Below are 21,345 nucleotides of genomic sequence, written 5' to 3' on the forward strand. Positions count from 1 at the left end.
AATGTCTGATAAGCAAAAAACTTTAGCCAAAGAAGCTGTACTTTCAGGAGTTGGGTTACATACTGGTAATAATGTAACATTAACTTTCAAACCTGCTAACCCGGATACAGGATTTGTATTTGTTAGAACAGATTTAGAAGGTACACCACAAGTAGAAGCAGATGCACAATATGTTGTAAGCACAGCTCGTGGAACTACTTTAGAAAAGAAAGGAGTTAAAGTACATACAACTGAGCACGTTTTAGCGGCTTTAGTAGGTATGGATATTGATAACTGTATTATTGAAATAGACAATGCAGAACCGCCGATTATGGATGGTTCTTCTAAATTTTTTGTTGAAGCAATAGAGCAAGCTGGTATTGTTGAACAAGATAAGGAACGTGAATATTATAAAATTAAAGAAATCGTTACTTATGTTGATCCAGAAACTGGTTCAGAAATAACGGCTATCCCAGCTGACGAGTATCAAGTAACTACTATGGTTGATTTTGGTACTAAAGTTTTAGGAACTCAGAACGCGACTTTAACATCAATTAAATACTTCAAAAGAGATATCTCTGATTCAAGAACATTCTGTTTCTTACACGAATTAGAACAACTTTTAGCAGCAGGTTTAGTAAAAGGAGGTGATTTAGATAATGCAATTGTTTACGTTGACAAAGAAATTACACCAGAAACTAAAGCAAGATTATGTAAAGCATTTAACCGTGAAGATGTAGCAATTCGTCCAAACGGAATTTTAGATCACTTAACTTTACATCATCCAAACGAAGCGGCTCGTCATAAATTATTAGACGTTGTAGGAGATTTAGCATTAATCGGTACTAAGTTAAAAGCAAAAATTATTGCTACAAAACCTGGTCATCAGATTAATACAAACTTTGCAAAGAAATTAAGCAAACAAATCAAATTAGCTCAAAGAAATAAAATTCCTGAGTTTGATTTGAATGCAGAACCGGTATACGATATTAATGATATCATCAAATTATTACCTCATAGACCACCATTTTTATTAATTGATAAAGTTATTTCTAAAACTGAAACTGAATTAATTGGAGTGAAAAATGTAACAATGAACGAACCTTTCTTCGTAGGGCATTTTCCTAAAGAACCAGTTATGCCAGGTGTTTTACAAATAGAAGCTATGGCTCAATTAGGTGGGTTATTGATTTTAGGTGAGTTAGAAAATCCGCAAGAATATTCTACTTACTTCATGAAAATTGAGAATGCTAAATTTAAAAGAAAAGTTGTTCCAGGAGACACTTTAGTCTTTAAATTAGAATTATTAGAGCCAATTAGACGTGGTATTGTACATATGCAAGGTTACGGATATGTAGGAAATCAGATTGCTGTAGAAGCAGAGATGATGGCTGTTATTACTAAAGAATAATAAACAAATGGAAGTTATGAATTATCCGATGGCTTATGTACATCCAACAGCTATTATTGGTGAAAATGTAACAATAAGCCCTTTCTCGACAATTATGAATGATGTCGAAATCGGCGACGGTACTTGGATTGGTCCAAACGTTACGATTATGGAGGGATCGAGAATTGGGAAAAATTGTAAAATTTATCCAGGAACTGTAATTTCAGGTGAACCACAAGATTTAAAATACGAAGGGGAAAAAACCTTAACTTATATTGGTGATAACACTACAATTCGTGAGTGTGTTACTGTAAATAAAGGAACTAAAGCTTTAGGTTACACGAAGATTGGTGACAACTGTCTGATTATGGCAACTGCACATATTGCACACGACTGTGTTTTAGGTAATAATGTAGTTGTAGTTAACGGATGTGGATTAGCAGGTCATATCGAAATTGGAGACAATGCTTTTATTGGAGGAATGAGTGCTGTACACCAATTCACAAAAATTGGAGAACACGCATTTATTGCGGGTGCAACTCAAGTTCGTAAAGATGTTCCACCTTATGTTAAAGCAGCTAAAAGTCCTGTTTCTTACGCAGGTGTAAATGCAGTTGGTTTACGCCGTAAAGGATTTTCTTCAGAAGAAATTTATGAGATTCAAGGTATGTACAGAATCTTATTCCAACAAAAAAATAACGTTTCACAAGCGACAGAACAAATTCTTGAAAATTTTCAGCCATCAGCTCATAGAGATAAAATCATCGACTTTATCAACACAAGCGAGCGTGGTGTAATGAAAGGATACGGTTTTGGATCATAAAAAATAAAAAATAAAGCATAGATGGCAACAACTTCTGATATCAGAAAAGGTTTATGTATCATTTTTAACAACGATACATACAAAATTATTGAATTCTTACACGTTAAACCAGGTAAAGGACCTGCTTTCGTTAGAACTAAATTAAAATCATTAACTACAGGAAAAGTATTAGATAACACTTTCTCTGCTGGTCACAAAATTGACGAAGTTCGTGTAGAAACACGTAACTACCAATATTTATACGAAGATGATAATGGTTTCCACTTCATGAACAATGAAGATTTCGCACAAGTTTACTTAAACAAAGACTTAATCGAAAACTCTCAATTTATGAAAGCTGGTGATGAGGTTAAAATTATCTTCCGTGCTTCTGACGAAGTTGCTTTAGCTGCTGAGTTACCAAACACTGTAATTTTAGAAATTACTTACACAGAGCCAGGATTAAAAGGTGATACTGCAACTAATGCAACTAAACCTGCTACAACTGAAACTGGTGCTGAAATCCGTGTTCCTTTATTTATCAACGAAGGTGATAAAGTAAAAATAAACACAGAAGACGGTTCTTATGTAGAGCGTGTAAAATAATAATTGAAAATTTTCAATTCATATATCTAAGCCATCATTTTTTTGATGGTTTTTTTTATTGGTATTTCTTAGTTAAATTTCTAATTTAGTCGTAAGAAAACCAACTTAATGAAAATACAAAATATACTTAAAAAGACTTTTAAATATACCTTTATCCTAGGATGTGTATGTATAATTTTCACAATATTTGCGAATTATCGTATTGAAAAAAGCACTGAAGAATTTGTGTTTTCAGATGTTAATAAACTACCTAAAACAAAAGTAGCTGTTGTTTTAGGAACTGCACCAAATTTAATTAATGGGTACCAAAATTTCTATTTTACTTATAGAATCCAAGCTGCAACTGAATTATATAAATCAGATAAGATTTCACACTTTATTTTAAGTGGAGATCATGGTCGAAAAAATTACAACGAACCTGAAGCAATGAAACAAGCATTGGTAAAAAATGGTATACCAGAAAATGTTATTTATTTAGATTATGCAGGTTTTCGAACATTAGATTCGATGATTCGTGCAAAAGAAATTTTTGGCCAGTCAGAGTTTATTGTCGTTTCACAACAATTTCATAACGAACGTGCTGTTTATATCGCTAGACAAAATGGTATCAATGCATTTGGTTATAATGCAAGGGATGTTAATAAAAATGTAGGTTTAAAAACAAATATTCGTGAATATTTTGCTCGTGTAAAGGTTTTTTTTGATAGTTTTTTTGGTGTTGAACCGAAATTTTTAGGTGAAAAAATTGAAATTATTTAAATTTAGGGCGTTCCCTTCGGTCGGGCTTTTCACTGCAATCTTTTGTTTTTAATTTGGTATCATTTTAATAAAGAAATTAAAAAAAACAAAAGGATTTCCATTACAATCCCTAACGCGTTTTTGCATTAGTCTACTTCTTTAAACTTATTAATCATAGTTGTCAAAGAATTTTGTAGATAAGCTTTCTTAAAATTATTCATCAATTAAATTTCACTATTTTAGCTAAAACAATTAGAATGACTGCTAAGAAAACTACTCTCGAAAAATTAGATCAGAAAACTCTTTTAAAATACATCCAGCCAGAAAGTCAATTTACAAATGATGCAAAAATCATTGCTTTTCAAATATTAACAGAAAGAAATTATAAATTCTCAGAGTTAGAACAGAATTATCTCACTGAATTAAAAATTAAAAAGACTGATGAAATTGAACAAAATAAATTTATTCATCCAAAATACATAACAGCATCTAATTTTGTTTTTATTTCTGCTGGATTAGGAATTATTAGTTTTTCTTTCTCATTATTTGCAAGAGATATAGGAGAAGTAATAGGTGGAGCTATTTCTTTAGGTTCAGTTTTTTTAATTGGATTTCTTATCAGAAAAGGAATTTCTGTTATGAAACATGTATTATTAGTATTTTTTCTGTTAGGAATTTTACTTTCATTAAAATTCCTTCCTGTACTTATTGTTTTTTATCCTATTGAAGCGATTATATTTTTAATACAATCAATTTTACAATTCCTAGCAATTATTTATTTGTATCGTATACCAAAGGTTGGTAAATAAAATATTAATTAAGTTATTAAATCGATATAAAAAAAGACTTGGATTAATGTTCCAAGTCTTTTTTGTTATATATAATTTATTAAATAATCTTCTCTATTTAATTCCCAATAGAAAAAATCATTTTCTTGTTCTATTTTAATGAAATGTAATCGTTCTAATAATCGGATTGAATCTGTATTATCAATCAAAGTTGTAGCAGAAATTAATGTTAATGCTTCATTGGTATAAGCCCAATTAATCAAAGCTTTTACAGCTTCAGATGCAAATCCTTTTTTTCTTTCAGCTTCAATAATACCATAACCAATATTTGCTTTATTGAATAAGGTGTTGTAGCCTTTAAAACCAACATCACCAATAATTTCCTTCGTATCTTTCTTAACAATCATCCATGATTCAAAACCTGTCGGAGCGATAACTTTAGATAAATTAAAGATGATTTTCGGTAAAGTTTCAATCATGTCTTGGTCTGGCCAATTTGTTCCTCGTTTAAGATTTAGCGCTTCAATTGATTCAAAATTTGAATCTAAAATATCTTGTGCAATTTCTTTCGTAAAAGGAATTAAGATTAATCTTTCCGTTTCAATCGGATTAATTTCAAATAGATTTACGTTCAAAATTGATTATTTTATACTTGAAAAATAAGTTCTTAAAATTGAATCATTGGCTGAATTTCTTGTGTCGATTTCTAAGATTTTAGGACGATCACTTTCAGTATAGAATTCTTTATAAGAATTTTCTAAATCACTTAAATTAGAAACAACTTGATATTCAAAATTGTACATTTTTGCTAAATGTTCAGCTGTTAAATGATGTTTTGTCTCAAAATAATCTTCAACGACATTTGTGTCTGAAGGTCCAGGAATAAACTTGAAGATATTTCCACCGCCATTATTTATCAAGATAATTCTGAAATTATTTGGCATATTTGCGTTCCATAATGCATTAGAATCATAGAAGAAAGAAATATCGCCAGTTATCATCACTGTATTATCGCCAGAAGCAATACAAGCACCGATTGCAGTAGAAGTAGAGCCATCGATACCGCTTGTTCCACGGTTACAGAAAATAGGATTGGAAGAATTATGATCGAATAATAATCCGTAGCGAATTACAGTCGAATTTCCATATTGAACTTGCCAATTTTCAGGGTAATTTCTGATAATAGAATCAAAAGCTTTTAAATCTGAAAAAGGAATCATCTGGATATATTCTTGATGCTTTTTCTCGTTATTTACTCTAATCTGATTCCATTTTTTGTAATAATCAGATTCTTTTGGATTGATAAAAGTAACCAATTGTTCTAAAAAGAATTCAGGTTTAGTTTCAATTTTATCTGTCAAGATTTGAAAAGTATCTGGTTGCCAATATTCATCTAAATGCCAATGTTGTTGCGCTTTTTGTTCGCGTAAAAAACGTTTAACTTTTTTAGAAACAATATTTTGTCCGATAGTTAATAAAATTTCAGGTTTTAATACTTCCAATTCTTCTTCAGGATAAGGAAAAATAACTTGATCAATTTTATTAAAAAATCGAGGATGATGTACATTAGATGTTACCTCGTGTAAAACTACAACCGAATCATCGTTTGCTAATTGCGTTAATAATTGATTAAATTCTTCGTTTGGAGAATGTAATCCGACTAAAACTAACTTTTTAGAAGCAGAATTCCAACGACGCATGTAATCAAAAACATCAATTTCTGGATATTCTTTCTCATCAATTGTAATGTTATCAATTACAATATCAGGTTCAGTAACAAATTCATATAATGGTTCTGAAAATGGCATGTTGATATGAATTGGAGCAGATTTATGAATACAATCTGTTAACGCATATTTAGTCAACAACATATTACGAGTTAAATCATCCGTTTCTTCACTTTCAGATAATTGAACGTTATGTACGCTATGAGTTTCAAAAATATTTTTTTGGCGAATAGTTTGTCCATCAAAATTATCAACTAAATGTTCTGGTCGATCTGCCGAAAGAACAATTAAAGGAACATTCTGAAAAAATGCTTCCGTAACAGCAGGGTAGTAGTTCGCAGTTGCCGAGCCTGAAGTACAACAAACGACCACAGGTTTTTTGATTTGTTGCGCAATACCTAAAGCAACAAAACCAGCTGAACGTTCGTCAACGACAGAATATGTTTTAAAACGATTATCATTTGCAAATTGCATGGTTAATGCACCATTACGAGAGCCTGGAGAAAGTACAATGTGATCAATTCCGAAGGCTAAAAATGTCTCGGCAATTAATTGTACATTCAGTTTTTTAGATATTTTTCTCAAGGTAAAATGTCTTTAAATAAAAAAGGTTTTGAATAGCAAATGTACTAAACAAAACCCTTTATTAATATGATATATTTAAGATATTATGTGTGCATACCACCATCAACACTTAAAACTTGACCAGTTACATAGCTCGATAAATCTGAAGCTAAATATAAACATGCATTTGCAACATCTTCTGGTTGTCCTCCACGTTTTAAAGGAATACCAGCTCTCCATTCTTCAACCACTTTTTGGTCTAAAACTTCAGTCATCTCAGTTTCGATGAAACCTGGAGCGATTGCATTACAACGAATGTTACGAGAACCTAATTCTAAAGCTACAGATTTAGTAAATCCGATTAATCCTGCTTTAGATGCAGCGTAATTTGCTTGTCCTGCGTTTCCTGTAATACCTACGATAGAAGACATATTCACGATAGAACCTGAACGTTGTTTCATCATTGGTTTAATTACAGCTTTTGTTAAGTTGAATGCTGAATTTAAATTTGTTTGAATTACTTTTTCGAAATCTTCAGAAGACATTCTCATTAATAATCCGTCTTTTGTAATTCCAGCATTATTGATAACGATATCGATTTGACCAAACTCAGCTAAAACATCTTCAACTAATTTTTGAGCTGCATCATAATCTGAAGCATCAGATTGATATCCTTTTACTTTTCCGAATTGTGATAATTCTGCTTCTAAAGCTTGTGCTTTCTCTACAGATGATGCGTATGTAAAAACAACATTAGCACCGTTTTTTACAAAAACTTCAGCAATACTTTTACCAATACCACGTGTAGCACCAGTAATAATTGCAGTTTTTCCTTGTAATAAATTCATTTTATTGATGTTTATTTTCATCAAAAATACACTTTTTTATGATACTATAAAATGTTAAAAATTAAAAAAATAATAACATTTTTTAAATGTTTATAATTTTTGGTACTATGGTTGTAATTTGTGTATTCATAATTTTAAAAAACAATCTTATTATGAAAAAACTATTCAAATTATTCTTAGTATCATTTTTTGCACTGTTCGTTTTTGTTGCATGTTCAAGTGATGATGATCCTTCAGATAATAATTTATTTGTAGGTACTTATAACGGTTCTGTAAGTTATGTGTCTGGTGATACTAATATTTCAAGTAATACAGGAAATGTAAAAGTGGTGAAAGTAGGAAATAAGTATAACTTTTTATTTTCTAATAATATTCCAAATATTACTGGAGTAGAGTTTATTAAAGAGGATGCTAATTATAGTATAAATGTGGGAGGTTCAGATTTGTCTTACATCAGAATTAATGCAAATACATTAAAAATATTTTATGTAGTAGATGGTAAAACTTGGAGAGCAGACGCAACAAGATAATATCAGCTTAAATAAAAAAAACTCGGTCATTTGACCGAGTTTTTTATTGATTATATTTTGATTAGATATTGAAAGCAGCTTTAACTTGCTCTACGAAATCTAATTTTTCCCAAGTAAATAATTCTACTTCAACTTCTACAACATCAATACCATTAGCAGATTCAAAACGTTTTGTTATTGTTTCTGGTTGACGTCCTAAGTGTCCGTAAGATGCAGTTTCTTTGTAAATTGGGTTTCTTAATTTTAATCTTGTTTCGATTGCGTAAGGACGCATGTCGAAGATTTCAGAAACGATTTTAGAAATTTCACCATCAGTTAAGTTAACTTTAGCAGTTCCCTTAGTATCAACTAATAAAGAAACAGGAGCAACAACACCAATTGCGTAAGAAACTTGTACTAATACTTCGTTAGCAACACCTGCAGCTACTAAATTTTTAGCGATATGACGTGCAGCATAAGCTGCTGAACGGTCTACTTTTGATGGATCTTTTCCTGAGAAAGCACCACCACCGTGAGCACCTTTACCACCGTAAGTATCAACGATAATTTTACGTCCTGTTAAACCTGTATCTCCGTGAGGTCCTCCAATTACGAATTTCCCAGTTGGGTTAATGTGGTATGTAATATTTTCATTAAATAATTCGCGGATATGAACCGGTAATTGAGCTTTAACACGTGGAATTAAGATGTTAATTAAATCGTTTTGGATTTTATCACGCATCGCTTGCTCGTTAGCAAAATCATCATGTTGAGTAGAAATTACAATAGTATCAATACGTACAGGATTGTTATTGTCATCATACTCGATAGTTACCTGAGATTTAGCATCAGGACGTAAGTAAGGTAATAATTCATTTTCATACTTACGAATGTGAGCTAACTCTTTTAAGATACGGTGAGATAAGTCTAATGCTAATGGCATGTAGTTATCTGTTTCGTTAGTTGCGTAACCAAACATCATACCTTGGTCACCAGCACCTTGCTCTTCGTCAGAAGTACGGTCAACACCTTGATTGATATCAGGAGATTGTTCGTGGATAGCAGATAAAATACCACAAGAACTAGCATCGAACATGTATTCGCTCTTCGTGTAGCCAATTTCTTTAATTGTTTCACGTGCTACTTTCTGTAAATCGATATATGCTTTAGATTTTACTTCACCTGCTAAAACTACTTGTCCTGTTGTAACTAAAGTTTCACAAGCAACTTTACTTTTAGCATCAAAAGCAATAAAGTGATCTAATAATGCGTCTGAAATTTGATCAGCGATTTTATCTGGATGTCCCTCTGAAACCGACTCAGATGTAAATAAATATGACATTTTTTCTTAATTTAAATATGAAAGACGAGAGGAAATGCGATAACTGAAGTATCCTGGTTTAGCATTTGTTTAATGAGGTTGCAAGCAGTCAAATCATTCCTCTTCCTTAATTTGTGAAGCAAATATACAATAGGTTTATGAATCTAAAAATTTTTAAAGTTAGATTTTTGATATTTTGAAAATATTTTTTCTTTAATAATCTATAAATATAGTAGACGAAAGAATTCTTTGAAAATTATAAAATTTTAGAAAATTTTTCTAGCAGTTAGAATTGTGATTTTAATAAAATCGTATAGTTTTTGGTTTTAGAGTTTCGATATAGAAAATAATTCTATAATATTCAAATAAATTGTAATTATATTAACCGTGTGTTAATTAATTTATATGTAATTTAGAAAAAAATTATTTCTACTGTCATTATGAAGATAGACGATTTGGATCAACAACTATTAATGCATTTGCAAGAAAATAGTAAAATAACTTATAAAGAACTTTCAGATAAATTAAATTTATCTTCAACAGCTATTCATGAAAGAATTAAGAAACTAGAAAAATCTGGTGTAATTAATAAGTATGTAGCTTTAATTAATAGAAGATACATTAATAAAGAGCTGTTAGTTTTCAGTCATGTAAAATTAAGTCAACACTCTCAGGAAAATATTACAGCTTTTGAATCTGAAATTAAAAATTTAAAAGAAGTGCAATCTTGTTTTCACGTTAGTGGTGATTATGATTATATCGTAAAAATGGCTTTTGAAAATATGGACGAATACCGTGACTTTATGGTAAAAAAATTAACAACTATTAAAGCGATAGGTAGTACACATAGTACGTTTGTGATAGGTGATATTAAAGATGATACATCTTATCAATTATTTTAGTTTTATAAAAATTAGTATATAATATTTAAAGATAATATTTATGGCGGTTGAGACAGCAATATTCGGTGCCGGATGTTTTTGGTGTGTTGAAGGAGTTTATAACCTATTAAAAGGAGTAGAGTTAGCTACTTCTGGTTATTCAGGTGGTGATACTGAAAACCCTACGTATAAAGAAGTTTGTACCGGTGAAACTAATCATGCTGAAGTAGTAAAAATTGATTTTGATCCTACTGTGATTTCTTATGAAGAATTATTAGAAGCTTTTTGGACGGTACACGATCCGACAAGTTTAAATAAACAAGGTGAAGATGTAGGTACACAATATCGTTCTGTAATTTTCTATTTAAATGAAGAGCAAAAAATCAAAGCAGAAAATGCTAAGACAAGATTAGATGCTTCTGGTTATTATGAAAATCCGATTGTGACTTTAATTGAGCCTTTTGATGTGTTTTATAGTGCAGAAGATTATCATCAAGGATATTATAATGAAAATCCTACACAGCCTTATTGTTCTGCAGTTGTGGGGCCAAAAATTCAAAAATTCAGAACAAAATTTAATAATAAGTTAAAGTAAATTAATATTTTAAGATATAATTGGCATAATCATTGATAATATATTATTAACCAATCTAAATCAAAAATAAAAAACCAACCAAACCAACCGTAGGCGAAAGAAGGACTTAATTAATATAAGAACTACTTTCGCCTTTTTTATTTAGTTATTTTTCCAGAAAGCTGGAGTAAATAAAATTAATATTGTAAAAAGTTCTAATCGGCCTAATACCATTAATGCAGAGCATAATAACTTAGCTGAATCAGATAAATTATTCATCGATTTACCTGGTCCAAAATCTCCAATACCTGGTCCAACATTACCAAGAGTAGAAGCTGTAATGGTTAAGGAAGATAATACATCTTCAAGATTCATCGTAATGCCGAAATTTAGTAAGCCAAAAAGAATTGCACTAACAATCCAAGTAAACATAAACATAACAAAAAATGCCATGACGTGGAAAACCACAGCCTCTGGCAATGCTTTACTGTTGTAGCGCACAGGAACAATTGCATTTGGGTGTAAAATTCGTTTAAATTCGACAAAACAGTTTTTTAATAAAATTACTTGTCTAATTACTGTAACACCACCTGATGTTGAGCCAGCTGAACCTCCGATAAAGAATAATGCGAAAAATATTAAAGTGATAATACTTAACCAACTGGTATAATCTTCGATAAAAAAGGCTGTTGTTGATACAATAGATATTACATGAAATAAAGCTGTTCTTAAAGAATGTTCGAAACTAGCTAATGAATTAAATTCGGTTCCAATGTTTGGAAAAACAACAAAAAATAACCCAGCAAAAACAACTAAAGTAGTAATTCCGATTAAAGCAAGGTACCATCTAAATTCTTCATTTTTCCAGATTTTTTTAAATTGACCCTTGGTCATTAAATAAATCAATGAAAAGTTAGTTCCGCCAATAAACATTAAAATCATTAATAAATATTGTACAGGAATATTATCATTCCAAAAGGCGACTCCACTATTTTTTGTAGAAAATCCACCAGTTGAAATTGCGCTCATTGCGTGATTAGTAGCATCAAACAAATTCATTCCAGAGAAATATAAAAAGATGGAAAAAATTAGTGTTAAAGCTATGTATAGAATCCAAAGATTTTTAGCAGTATCTGTAATTCTTGGGTGAATTTTATCGGTATAAATACCAGGAGCTTCTGCTAAAAAAAGTTGTCGTCCACCAATTCCTAAAAAAGGTAAAATAGCAATAGTAAGTACGATAATACCCATACCGCCAATCCAATTGGTTGTAGATCTCCAAAATAAGATACTTTTTGGAAGATTTTGTGGATCGTTAAAAATAGTAGATCCAGTTGCGGTATAACCAGAAACTGTTTCGTAGAATATATTGATGACATAGAATTGATTATGGATCAGATCATCCTCTTGGAGGTAAAAAAATGCTAAGAAGTATGGGATACAACCTGTTAATATCAGAAATAACCATCCAATAAAAACGACGAGATATCCTTCCCGTTTAGATACATGTTTTCTGCTATCATTTGTAAAGTAAACCATTAAGCCTCCTATTAAACCAATAACAGAACCTGAAAATAGGAATGCGTAGGTAAGGGCATCTCCAAAATAAATACTTACAAACATGCTGACGAACATGAATAAAGCATTTAAGAGTAATAAAACGCCAGAGAGGTTTAATATTACTTTATAGTTTAAGGATTTCATTATTTAAAATATTTCGTCACTTTAGAAATAAAATTCGCTTGGCTAAAAACTACCACACGGTCTAAAGGTTCTAAAATAAAATCTTTAGTAGGTATCCAACCTTCGTTTCTACGAACAATACCTGCAATAATAGCATCATGTTGATATGGGAAATTACTGATTTTTTTGAATGCTGCTGTAGAATTTTCTTGAATTTTGAATTCTAAAACTTCAGCATCTAAATCAGAAATTCCTGTAACATCCATAACTTCACCTGGACGAATGTATCTAAAGATACTATCGGCAGTTAATAATTTTTTGTTGATAAAAGCATTAATACCAACTTCTTGAGCTAAATGAATATAATCAATATTTTCTACTAAAGCGATTGTCTTTTTAACTCCTTTAGATTTTGCTAAAAGACAAGACATAATGTTAGTTTCTGAACTTCCGGTAACAGCAATAAACGCGTCTGAATCTGAGATGCCTTCCTCAACTAAAAGTTCACCATCACGACCATCACCGTTAATGATAAGTGTGCTACTCATTTCATCAGCTAAATCAAAAGCTTTGTGACGATTAATCTCGATTAATTTTACATTATGTTTATTTTCTGAAAGAATTTTAGAAGTTTTAATTCCAATACTTCCTCCTCCAAGAATAATAATGTTTTTGAAGTACTCTTGTTTCTTACCAAGAATTTTATAAATTTCAATTATACCAGATTTTTTGACAATGAAATAAATTTGATCTCCGATTTGGAATTCTGTTTCACTTTCAGGAATAATCGTATAATATTCACCACGATCGTTGCTACGAATAATTGCAATCGGCATAAAAAGATTTTCAACACCACCTTTGGATGTTAAATACATATCTTTAAACTTCTTATCAAGTATTTTAGCGTCTTTGTCTAAAACCGTACCTGCTAAGAATAATTGTCCATTCGCAAACGAGTGCATTGTATTAAATGCAGATTGCTGAATTAATGAATAAATTTCACTGGCTGCTAATTGTTCTGGCGAAATAATGATATCAATTCCTAAACTTTTTACCCAAAGTTGATTATCTGGATGTAAAAATTCAGGATTTGAAATACGAGCAATAGTTTTTTTAGCACCCATTTTCTTCGCAATCATCGCACTTGTTAAGTTTGTGTTCTGAAGATGAGTAACTGTAATAAACATGTCGGCTTCATCAGCTTTTATCTCGCGTAAAGCTTTAAATGATGTAATATCACCTCTAAAAGCCATTACATCTAAGTTGTTTTCGATAAAAGCAAGTTTATCTTTATCCATATCAACGATAATGATATCGTTTAATTCATTGGATAATAATTTAGCCAGATGGAAACCAACTTCCCCAGCGCCACCAATAATAATTTTCATAACAACAGTGAAAAAATTACACTATTAATTTGTTGTTTCCTTTTGTCCCATTAACATTAAGAAGGACTTTAAGAATTCATCAATATCACCGTTCATTACAGCATCAACATTTCCTGTTTCTGTACCTGTACGAACATCCTTTACTAATTTATATGGGTGCATTACGTAGTTACGAATCTGAGAACCCCATTCGATTTTCATCTTATTAGCTTCAATTTCGTTACGAGCAGCCATTTTCTTTTCTAACTCAATTTTATATAACTCAGATTTTAACATCTCCATTGCGCGTTCGCGGTTAGCTAACTGAGAACGTTCAACCTGACAAACAACAACAATACCTGTTGGTTTGTGAGTTAATTGTACTTTGGTTTCTACTTTATTTACATTTTGACCACCAGCACCACCAGAACGAGAAGTTTGTAACTCAATATCAGCAGGGTTAATTTGGATGTCAATTGTATCATCAACGATAGGAGATACGTATACAGAAACGAATGATGTATGACGTTTTGCGTTTGAATCGAAAGGAGAAATACGAACCAAACGGTGTACACCATTTTCACCTTTTAAATAACCAAAAGCAAATTCGCCGTCGATTTCTAAAGTTACAGTTTTTACACCAGCTACATCACCATCTTGGTAGTTTAATTCTTTTACTTTGTAGCCGTGCTTATCTGCCCACATTAAATACATACGCATTAACATGCTTGCCCAGTCACAGGATTCAGTTCCACCAGCACCCGCTGTAATTTGTAAAACAGCACCAAGATTATCACCTTCTTCAGAAAGCATGTTTTTGAACTCGGTATCTTCAATTAATTTTAAAGTTACTTGGTATTGTTCTTCAACTTCATCATCAGTAACATCACCTTCACGATTAAATTCAGTTAAAACTTCTAAATCGTTTACAGCAGTTTCGATAGTTGTATATTCGTCAACCCATTTTTTCTTTCCACGAAGAGTTCTCATAAAAGCTTCAGCCTCTTTCGGGTTGTTCCAAAATTCTGGCGAAGCAGCAGTTTCTTCTTCGTTTTGAATCTCGATTTCTTTTTGTTCGATTTCTAAGTAAGTATGTAAATCAGCAGTGCGCTGTTGTAAATTTTTTAGTAACTCTGTATTAAACATAGTGTAGTTTTATTATTCTCCTTTAATGAATTGGTCTTCCTTTCCGTCCCAAGATAAAATTTTGTAATCTATACCTTGTTCCATTTCAATTTCATGACCTTTTAAAGCAAAGAAAGAATCGTCCCATTCTTCTTCTTCATATGCTACAACCCAAAACATTTCGTTCGAGATAAGTCCACCCAAAATATAAATTAATTCCTCTACAGAATCAACAGCGTAAGTTGTGTAGAAATGGTCGGCACGAATCCAGATGGCATCGTCTTCTGATGTCTGAACATAGATGCTTCCCATTTGAGTTTCGTGATCATTCTCAAACTTAAATTCTAATAAATCTGTGTCTTGTTTATTTAAACCTTCAAGTTGAGGGAATAAAGCAATTATTTCGTTGTAAACTTCTGTAGAATATGGATTCATAAATTCTTAAAATAAGGTGGCAAATGTATTGCATTTTAATCAATTTTACATTAATCGGACTTTATATTTCCATTCTATAAATTGGAAAAAGTTAAATAGTTTATACTCAAAGTCTAAGCCGTAATCAATACTTGGGTCTAAATCAATACTAACTGCATATAAATTTGGATCGTAAACAGAAGGCATCATATGTCTTTGGTTCCAAATGGTTGTGTAAAATCTGTTTCTTGATTTATAATAATCGTAAGTATTGTAAGTTTTTGGACGAGCAATGGATTTTAAAAATACATCGTATTGTGGATCAAAAACAATAATATCGTATTCGCCATCTTCGTTTGGTTCAAAAGTTAATTTGTTTTCAGTAGATGGTTTATCGTTAGATACTTGATTTGTTGTACACGCTGTAAATGAAGTAAATAGTATAATTAATAAAATGAATCTTCTCATTGGTTGTATTTTTATTAAATTTATCAAAAAAAATAGCAAAATGTACACCGTTTTACATAATTCAAGATGTGGAAAAAGTAGAGATGCCATTAAAGTAATGGAAGAAGCTGCTGTAGAATATGAAGTGAGAGAGTATTTAAAGGATGAATTATCTTTTGATGAGTTGAAAGATGTGATTGCTCAGTTAAATGTTTCACCAATGGAAATTGTTAGAACAAATGAAGTAATTTGGAAAGAGCAATTTAAAGGTAAAGATTATTCGGATGATGAATTAATCACAATTATGGTTGAAAATCCTAAGTTAATTCAGCGTCCAATTGTCCTGCAAAATGGGGAAGGAGTAATAGGTCGCCCAGTTGAAAATATTGTAGAGTTTATAAAAAAATAAAAGGTCTTGTGAAACAAAACCTTTTACTAACCTAAACTACTATAAAAAAACACTATGAATATAAAACTAGTTTTCTAAAGTTCAATCTTCTTTAGAATTTCGTTTTGTATGAATATGAAAAAATTAATTTTCTGATGCAAAGATGCAAAGGATTTTGTGTTGTTGTGATAAAAATATATAATAATTATTCTATTAAGAAATAGATTGGATTTATGTTATTCATAATTAATATGTTAAATATAACTCTCCGGCTGAGTTATACAAAATGTAAATATTAGTTAATTGTAACTTAATTTTATTATTTTTTAACAAATATTTATTTTGTAATATGCAGATATTAAATGTATTGACTGTTTATGTTGAATAAAAAAAGGTTTTGCGAAACAAAACCTTTTAACAACCTAAACTACTATGAAAAACACTTATAAATAGAATACCAAAGGGATTTTTCATTTCTTCATGATATCAATCTACATTAATATCCCTTTAATTTTCTTATACAAAGTTCTTTAAAAATTATTGCTTATATAAATAAATATCAAATGTTTTATTTATTGTGAAATAGATTAGACTTATATGATTATTAGAAAGTTAGTGTTGGTCTAAGTTTGTCGATTATTAATTTTTAATGAAAAAGCTAAATAAAAGATTTACTAAGATTTTAAATCTCAATTAATTCAAATAATACTATATATTGATGAAATGGAGTTGTAGCGTGTAGAAATTAGTTAATCAAGTGAATGAAATTTTAATGATTAAAATTCTGCTTTATGTAGTTATATAAAATGCAAAAAGGTTTTGCGAAACAAAACCTTTTTAACCAACCTAAACTACTATAAAAAAACACTATGATTTGAATACTAAAGGAAATATCTTCATTCCTCAAAATCAACTTCATTGATTTCCTTTAATTTTCTTTTACAAAGTTCTTGAAAAAATATTGCTGATTTAAATAGATTATAGAAAATTTATTTATTAAGGTATAGATATTATTTATAAAATTCTAAAAATAACGTTTAATCCTACTGTTTATCCTATATCTGGGTTAATGTGAAATTTAATTAATAATGTTTGATTTAACATTATTTAACTAAATAAGAGATTATAAATGTATTTTGAGAATTGTTAATGGAATTAGTTACTAGGATCTAAAAAAAAGAAAAAGGTTTTGCAAAACAAAACCTTTTTAACCAACCTAAACTACTATAAAAAAACACTATGAAGACAAAGGGATAATTTTTCAATTTCAATAATCAACTTCATTTTGATTACCCCTTTAAATGTCGAAAATCTTAATTTTCTATTGCAAAGATGGGGTAAAATTTTTATCCGAAATGAATAAAGTTAAGGAAATTTATTTATTAACAAATAGATTTAATTTATAATATTCGTCATGTTTTAAGAAAACTCTTTGTTTATCAGTGTTATAAAGGATGTTATTTCTTAATTATAGTTTAATGATTTTTATACATTTAACAGTATTAACATTTTGTTTAGAATATATGATATATAGAAATTAAAAAAAAGCTACAGTATAACTGTAGCTTTTAAATCTTTTAGAAAAGTATATTTTTAGTTTAATACTTCCATATCAAAGTATAAAGTTGCGTTTGGAGGAATAATTCCAGCAGCACCTCTTGCTCCATAACCTAATTCTCCTGGGATAATTAAGAATACTTTAGTTCCTTTTTTGAATAAAGTTAAAGCTTCCATCCATCCTTGGATTAATCCTGTAACACCAACTGTAACGTCTAATGGTTGATTACGATCGTAAGAAGAATCTAATTTTTCACCATTGTTTAAACGTAGAGTGTAGTGAGTTCTAATAGCTTCACCGTGTGCAGGAACTTCACCTGTACCATCTTCTAAGATTACATATTTTAATCCAGATTCTGTTGCAATTGCTTTAGCTTCTAAATCTTTTTGACGTGTAATTTCAGCATCTAATTCTGCTTGAGCTTTTGCTTTAGCTTCAGCTTGTCTTTTAGCGTGATTTTCTTTAGCAGCAACAAATGCTTCAGCACCATCGTATTTTGCGTACTTATCACCTTTACGAGCGATTTCTACTTTTTCGATAGTTACAGGAACAACTGGTTTATCATCTCTTGTTTTTTCTACATTAGCGATAGTATCGATAACTTCTAAACCTTCGATAACTTGACCAAAAATAGTGTGTTTACCATCTAACCAAGGTGTTGGAACTTCTGTAATGAAAAACTGAGAACCGTTTGTAGCTGGTCCAGAGTTTGCCATAGATAAAACTCCTTTTCCGTCGTGTTTTAAATCAGCATCAAATTCGTCTTCAAAATCGTAACCTGGTCCTCCAGTACCTCTTCCGTCTGGATCACCACCTTGAATCATGAAATCTTTAATTACACGGTGAAAAACGATTCCATCATAAAATGGAACACCTTTCGCTTTTGCGTTATTTTCGATTGTCCCTTCAGCTAAACCAATAAAATTAGCAACTGTCATAGGAGCTTGCTCTTCATAAAATTTGATTGTCATTGCACCACGACTAGTAGTCATTTTTGCGTACAATCCATCTTCTAAATTCTTAAATTCTTCTTTACTCATCGTCTTTGGTATTTTAACGCCACAACTAACAAGTGTAGTGATGACTGTTAAGATTAATAATAATTTTTTCATTTAAATTATTCACAGGTGTTTTAATGTTATTCGTTTAGTGTTTTTTTACTTCATTTACCTTTATATCCATTATTAATGGTTGGTTTGGATCGATTTTATTATCATCACCATAACCAGCATATCCTAAAAATGAAGGTAAAAGTACGCGGGCTTCCTGACCAGGTTCAATTATTTGTAATGCAGCATGTAATCCACGTGCTATATCTGCTTTACCTAAAATTATTTTTTGAGTACCAATTTCGTTGTAAGTATAAATTACATTTCCTTTTACATCGTAAACTTGATAAGTGAAATTAACATAATCTCCAACTTTAGCCATGTTTTCTGATTTTTGGCCATTGTTAGAAATCCATAATCCACTTTCTGTTTTATTAAAGGTTAAATCAGAAAATTTTTTGTATTCATCAAACCATTCAATTTCTTCTTGTAATAACATTTTACCACGCTCTTGAGATCGTTGCATAAAATCATCATTACTATAACTTACAGGATATTGTACAATTTGGTTATCACAACTTACAAAACAAATGCTTCCTAATAGTAGTAGTGCGGTTTTTTTCATTAGATAGTAACTTTACTAAGTTTTTCTTGATAATCTGGTAATAATGATTTAAAATATTCTATAGTTTCTTCCATAGTCATATCGCTTCTTCCGCCAGCAGCATTCATGTGCCCACCTCCGTTAAAGTGTTTACGAGAAAATTCATTTACATCAAAATCACCTTTAGAACGTAATGAGATTTTAATAAAATTATGAACTGTATCTTCAATAAAAATAACAGAGAAAATATAATTTTCTACACTTAAACCATAGTTCACAAAACCTTCTGTATCTCCTTTTTGAAATCCATTTTCTAATAAGTCTTCACGTTTTAAAAACATAAATGCTGTACGAGATTCTGGGATAAAAGTTAGATTATTAAGGGTTAATGATAATAATTTTAATCGAGCCTCTGTTTGAGAATCGTTCACGAACGAAGTTACTTTATCAACTTCAACTCCGCGATCAATTAAATCTGCTACAATACGGTGTGTAGATGCAGAAGTATTTCTAAATCTAAATCCACCTGTATCTGTCATCATACCTGTATAAATACAATCTGCTATTTCTTTATCAATTTTATCAACTTCGCCCATTGCATCAATAAAATTGTAAACCATTTGGCAAGTTGCAGGCATTTCGATATCAGAATACATAAAATCAAATGTATCTGGCTCTCTGTGGTGATCGATTAATACTTTAGGTGCTTTCGATTTTTTTACCCAATCTCCTAAATCATCAATACGAGTTACTGTATTAAAATCTAAAATGAAAATAATATCTGCTTGGTGAATAATTGCTTCAGCACGTTTGGCTTGATAATCTGCAATTACAATTTCCTTTGCAGCTGGCATCCATTTTAAAAATTTTGGAAAATCGTTAGGAGCTACAACGTTACACGTATGATTAAATTTTTTTAAAAAATGGTACATAGCTAAGGTTGAACCAATAGCATCTCCATCTGGATTTTTATGTGGTAAAATTGCAATCTTCTTTGGAGTAGATAACAATTCTTTTAACGCGTCAAAATTTGTCATATGCATTGAGCAAAGATAATAAAACGAATTAAATACATCTGTTGTTTTATTGAATAAAAAAGCATGCTAAGAACGAATTTTTAGCATGCTTTTTATGATTATTCTGAAGTTGAATTTTTTATAAATCTCTTTTCTTTATGATTAAAAATGATAATCCTAAAAATAATACAATATAAAAGATATTGATACCGAAGTGATCCCATTGTACATGAGATTCTGTGAAGAATTTTCCAGACATCATATATTGTGTAATACTTCCTGGAGGGAATCCAACTATTTTACCATTAGATGTAAAAGGTAAGTACGAAGTAATGAAAGAAAGTTCTTCTTCGTTTATCTGATTGCTTTTTAGTCTAATAAATGCTTCTATTCCTCTAAAAATTGATTCAATAATAAATAATACGAAAATTGATAGTGTAGCGAATGTACTTTTCTTTAATAAGAAAGCTAAAAACATTGCAAATGCAATAAACGCGAAAATTTCTACAAAATATCCCGCTAAAAATTCAATTCCATTCAATAAATCAAACTTTTCAGCAAAACTACTTCCTAATCCTAATACAATAGCTGCAACTAATAAAGTTGAAGTTATTGCAAATAATAAATTCATAAATAATTTACTATTAAAGAATTCTAACTTAGTTAAACCATCAATCGTATTTTGTTTGAAAGTTCCGAATGAATATTCGTTTGATATATTATTGATAACGATTACTGCTAAAAAGAATTTTCCAAAACCAACTAACCAAGCAATGTTATGCCAAATCACAGGGAAATCTAAAGCACCAAGTTTGATGAAATCTACCTCTAATCCATTTAAATTTGGTTTAATGTTTGGTAAAACAGCGCCCATTAAGGCGATTAAAATAAAGTATAAAATCAAGAAAATTCGTGTTCCTTTATTATAGAACATTTTGTTCCATTCAATGCGTAATAATCTTGTCAT

22 protein-coding genes are annotated in these 21,345 nt (G+C 30.4%); 9 read left to right on the forward strand and 13 right to left on the reverse strand.

Annotated features, from left to right (window positions below):
* Position 1 precedes the first annotated feature (1 nt).
* From EAH69_RS07250 to EAH69_RS07270, 5 genes are all read left to right on the forward strand, one after another.
* Positions 2–1,390 (forward strand): bifunctional UDP-3-O-[3-hydroxymyristoyl] N-acetylglucosamine deacetylase/3-hydroxyacyl-ACP dehydratase, encoded by a 1,389-nt coding sequence (locus tag EAH69_RS07250; RefSeq protein WP_121934525.1) that lies wholly within the window; start codon positions 2–4, stop codon positions 1,388–1,390.
* Between the two features lie 16 nt (positions 1,391–1,406).
* Positions 1,407–2,192, forward strand: coding sequence for an acyl-ACP--UDP-N-acetylglucosamine O-acyltransferase (gene lpxA / locus EAH69_RS07255; protein WP_121934617.1), 786 nt, complete (start codon positions 1,407–1,409; stop codon positions 2,190–2,192).
* Positions 2,193–2,213: 21 nt separating this feature from the next.
* Entirely contained in the window at positions 2,214–2,777 is a 564-nt protein-coding gene (gene efp, locus EAH69_RS07260; protein WP_121934526.1) for an elongation factor P, read from the forward strand.
* 108 nt (positions 2,778–2,885) lie between these two features.
* The gene (locus tag EAH69_RS07265; protein WP_121934527.1) at positions 2,886–3,536 is read left to right on the forward strand and encodes a SanA/YdcF family protein; all 651 of its coding nucleotides are present in this window, start codon (positions 2,886–2,888) and stop codon (positions 3,534–3,536) included.
* A 236-nt stretch (positions 3,537–3,772) separates the two neighbouring features.
* Complete coding sequence (locus EAH69_RS07270) at positions 3,773–4,324, forward strand: hypothetical protein (protein ID WP_121934528.1); 552 nt, start codon at positions 3,773–3,775, stop codon at positions 4,322–4,324.
* 65 nt (positions 4,325–4,389) lie between these two features.
* On the opposite strand, the gene EAH69_RS07275 is transcribed toward EAH69_RS07270, so the two are convergent.
* The 3 genes from EAH69_RS07275 to fabG form a co-directional block, all read right to left on the reverse strand.
* A complete protein-coding gene (locus EAH69_RS07275; RefSeq protein ID WP_121934529.1) occupies positions 4,390–4,938 on the reverse strand; it encodes a GNAT family N-acetyltransferase in 549 nt (182 codons plus the stop codon).
* A 6-nt stretch (positions 4,939–4,944) separates the two neighbouring features.
* Positions 4,945–6,615, reverse strand: a complete 1,671-nt coding sequence (menD, locus tag EAH69_RS07280; RefSeq protein ID WP_121934530.1) for a 2-succinyl-5-enolpyruvyl-6-hydroxy-3-cyclohexene-1-carboxylic-acid synthase — start codon at positions 6,613–6,615, stop codon at positions 4,945–4,947.
* An 83-nt stretch (positions 6,616–6,698) separates the two neighbouring features.
* Positions 6,699–7,442, reverse strand: a complete 744-nt coding sequence (fabG, locus tag EAH69_RS07285; protein WP_121934618.1) for a 3-oxoacyl-[acyl-carrier-protein] reductase — start codon at positions 7,440–7,442, stop codon at positions 6,699–6,701.
* Positions 7,443–7,594: 152 nt separating this feature from the next.
* Between fabG and EAH69_RS07290 the strand changes: the two genes are divergently transcribed.
* The gene (locus EAH69_RS07290) at positions 7,595–7,972 is read left to right on the forward strand and encodes a hypothetical protein (protein ID WP_121934531.1); all 378 of its coding nucleotides are present in this window, start codon (positions 7,595–7,597) and stop codon (positions 7,970–7,972) included.
* A 61-nt stretch (positions 7,973–8,033) separates the two neighbouring features.
* Here the strand turns inward: EAH69_RS07290 and metK are convergent, their stop codons facing one another.
* Positions 8,034–9,293, reverse strand: coding sequence for a methionine adenosyltransferase (metK, locus tag EAH69_RS07295; RefSeq protein ID WP_121934532.1), 1,260 nt, complete (start codon positions 9,291–9,293; stop codon positions 8,034–8,036).
* A gap of 419 nt (positions 9,294–9,712) precedes the next feature.
* Here metK and EAH69_RS07300 point away from each other — a divergent pair, with 419 nt between their 5' ends.
* A complete protein-coding gene (locus EAH69_RS07300; RefSeq protein WP_121934533.1) occupies positions 9,713–10,174 on the forward strand; it encodes an Lrp/AsnC family transcriptional regulator in 462 nt (153 codons plus the stop codon).
* A 40-nt stretch (positions 10,175–10,214) separates the two neighbouring features.
* Entirely contained in the window at positions 10,215–10,748 is a 534-nt protein-coding gene (gene msrA / locus EAH69_RS07305; RefSeq protein WP_121934534.1) for a peptide-methionine (S)-S-oxide reductase MsrA, read from the forward strand.
* Between the two features lie 141 nt (positions 10,749–10,889).
* On the opposite strand, the gene EAH69_RS07310 is transcribed toward msrA, so the two are convergent.
* From EAH69_RS07310 to EAH69_RS07330, 5 genes are read right to left on the reverse strand one after another with little or no spacing between them, the layout of a single operon-like run.
* Positions 10,890–12,431, reverse strand: a complete 1,542-nt coding sequence (locus EAH69_RS07310) for a TrkH family potassium uptake protein (protein WP_121934535.1) — start codon at positions 12,429–12,431, stop codon at positions 10,890–10,892.
* Positions 12,431–13,798: a Trk system potassium transporter TrkA gene (gene trkA / locus EAH69_RS07315; protein WP_121934536.1), complete on the reverse strand. Its 1,368-nt coding sequence runs from the start codon at positions 13,796–13,798 to the stop codon at positions 12,431–12,433. Before trkA ends, EAH69_RS07310 begins: the two co-directional genes overlap by 1 nt.
* A 24-nt stretch (positions 13,799–13,822) precedes the next feature.
* Positions 13,823–14,923 (reverse strand): peptide chain release factor 2, encoded by a 1,101-nt coding sequence (gene prfB, locus EAH69_RS07320; RefSeq protein ID WP_121934537.1) that lies wholly within the window; start codon positions 14,921–14,923, stop codon positions 13,823–13,825.
* A gap of 12 nt (positions 14,924–14,935) precedes the next feature.
* Positions 14,936–15,337, reverse strand: coding sequence for a hypothetical protein (locus EAH69_RS07325; RefSeq protein ID WP_121934538.1), 402 nt, complete (start codon positions 15,335–15,337; stop codon positions 14,936–14,938).
* Between the two features lie 45 nt (positions 15,338–15,382).
* Positions 15,383–15,784 (reverse strand): DUF6146 family protein, encoded by a 402-nt coding sequence (locus EAH69_RS07330; RefSeq protein WP_121934539.1) that lies wholly within the window; start codon positions 15,782–15,784, stop codon positions 15,383–15,385.
* A 40-nt stretch (positions 15,785–15,824) separates the two neighbouring features.
* Here EAH69_RS07330 and arsC point away from each other — a divergent pair, with 40 nt between their 5' ends.
* Positions 15,825–16,172 (forward strand): arsenate reductase (glutaredoxin), encoded by a 348-nt coding sequence (gene arsC / locus EAH69_RS07335; protein WP_121934540.1) that lies wholly within the window; start codon positions 15,825–15,827, stop codon positions 16,170–16,172.
* 1,572 nt (positions 16,173–17,744) lie between these two features.
* Here arsC and EAH69_RS07340 read toward each other — a convergent pair.
* The 4 genes from EAH69_RS07340 to EAH69_RS07355 form a co-directional block, all read right to left on the reverse strand.
* Positions 17,745–18,821 carry a peptidylprolyl isomerase gene (locus EAH69_RS07340; protein WP_121934541.1) on the reverse strand — a complete coding sequence of 359 codons (1,077 nt, stop codon included), beginning with the start codon at positions 18,819–18,821 and terminating at the stop codon, positions 17,745–17,747.
* 34 nt (positions 18,822–18,855) lie between these two features.
* The gene (locus EAH69_RS07345; protein ID WP_121934542.1) at positions 18,856–19,383 is read right to left on the reverse strand and encodes an FKBP-type peptidyl-prolyl cis-trans isomerase; all 528 of its coding nucleotides are present in this window, start codon (positions 19,381–19,383) and stop codon (positions 18,856–18,858) included.
* Positions 19,383–20,405: a DHH family phosphoesterase gene (locus EAH69_RS07350; protein ID WP_121934543.1), complete on the reverse strand. Its 1,023-nt coding sequence runs from the start codon at positions 20,403–20,405 to the stop codon at positions 19,383–19,385. The genes EAH69_RS07345 and EAH69_RS07350 overlap by 1 nt, the downstream gene beginning before the upstream one ends.
* Before the next feature lie 112 nt (positions 20,406–20,517).
* Complete coding sequence (locus tag EAH69_RS07355) at positions 20,518–21,345, reverse strand: ABC transporter permease (RefSeq protein WP_121934544.1); 828 nt, start codon at positions 21,343–21,345, stop codon at positions 20,518–20,520.

It is taken from the genome of Faecalibacter macacae (genome assembly GCF_003687725.1).
Lineage (GTDB): Bacteria > Bacteroidota > Bacteroidia > Flavobacteriales > Weeksellaceae > Empedobacter > Empedobacter macacae.

Excerpts from the sequence above, each read along its gene's own strand:
- EAH69_RS07250 (WP_121934525.1), top strand. The coding sequence starts at position 2 with ATGTCTGATAAGCAAAAAACTTTAGCCAAAGAAGCTGTACTTTCAGGA.
- lpxA (WP_121934617.1), top strand. The coding sequence starts at position 1,407 with ATGAATTATCCGATGGCTTATGTACATCCAACAGCTATTATTGGTGAA.
- efp (WP_121934526.1), top strand. The coding sequence starts at position 2,214 with ATGGCAACAACTTCTGATATCAGAAAAGGTTTATGTATCATTTTTAAC.
- EAH69_RS07265 (WP_121934527.1), top strand. The coding sequence starts at position 2,886 with ATGAAAATACAAAATATACTTAAAAAGACTTTTAAATATACCTTTATC.
- EAH69_RS07270 (WP_121934528.1), top strand. The coding sequence starts at position 3,773 with ATGACTGCTAAGAAAACTACTCTCGAAAAATTAGATCAGAAAACTCTT.
- fabG (WP_121934618.1), bottom strand. The coding sequence starts at position 7,442 with ATGAATTTATTACAAGGAAAAACTGCAATTATTACTGGTGCTACACGT.
- EAH69_RS07290 (WP_121934531.1), top strand. The coding sequence starts at position 7,595 with ATGAAAAAACTATTCAAATTATTCTTAGTATCATTTTTTGCACTGTTC.
- metK (WP_121934532.1), bottom strand. The coding sequence starts at position 9,293 with ATGTCATATTTATTTACATCTGAGTCGGTTTCAGAGGGACATCCAGAT.
- EAH69_RS07300 (WP_121934533.1), top strand. The coding sequence starts at position 9,713 with ATGAAGATAGACGATTTGGATCAACAACTATTAATGCATTTGCAAGAA.
- msrA (WP_121934534.1), top strand. The coding sequence starts at position 10,215 with ATGGCGGTTGAGACAGCAATATTCGGTGCCGGATGTTTTTGGTGTGTT.
- EAH69_RS07310 (WP_121934535.1), bottom strand. The coding sequence starts at position 12,431 with ATGAAATCCTTAAACTATAAAGTAATATTAAACCTCTCTGGCGTTTTA.
- trkA (WP_121934536.1), bottom strand. The coding sequence starts at position 13,798 with ATGAAAATTATTATTGGTGGCGCTGGGGAAGTTGGTTTCCATCTGGCT.
- prfB (WP_121934537.1), bottom strand. The coding sequence starts at position 14,923 with ATGTTTAATACAGAGTTACTAAAAAATTTACAACAGCGCACTGCTGAT.
- EAH69_RS07325 (WP_121934538.1), bottom strand. The coding sequence starts at position 15,337 with ATGAATCCATATTCTACAGAAGTTTACAACGAAATAATTGCTTTATTC.
- EAH69_RS07330 (WP_121934539.1), bottom strand. The coding sequence starts at position 15,784 with ATGAGAAGATTCATTTTATTAATTATACTATTTACTTCATTTACAGCG.
- arsC (WP_121934540.1), top strand. The coding sequence starts at position 15,825 with ATGTACACCGTTTTACATAATTCAAGATGTGGAAAAAGTAGAGATGCC.
- EAH69_RS07340 (WP_121934541.1), bottom strand. The coding sequence starts at position 18,821 with ATGAAAAAATTATTATTAATCTTAACAGTCATCACTACACTTGTTAGT.
- EAH69_RS07345 (WP_121934542.1), bottom strand. The coding sequence starts at position 19,383 with ATGAAAAAAACCGCACTACTACTATTAGGAAGCATTTGTTTTGTAAGT.
- EAH69_RS07350 (WP_121934543.1), bottom strand. The coding sequence starts at position 20,405 with ATGCATATGACAAATTTTGACGCGTTAAAAGAATTGTTATCTACTCCA.
- EAH69_RS07355 (WP_121934544.1), bottom strand. The coding sequence starts at position 21,345 with ATGACAAGATTATTACGCATTGAATGGAACAAAATGTTCTATAATAAA.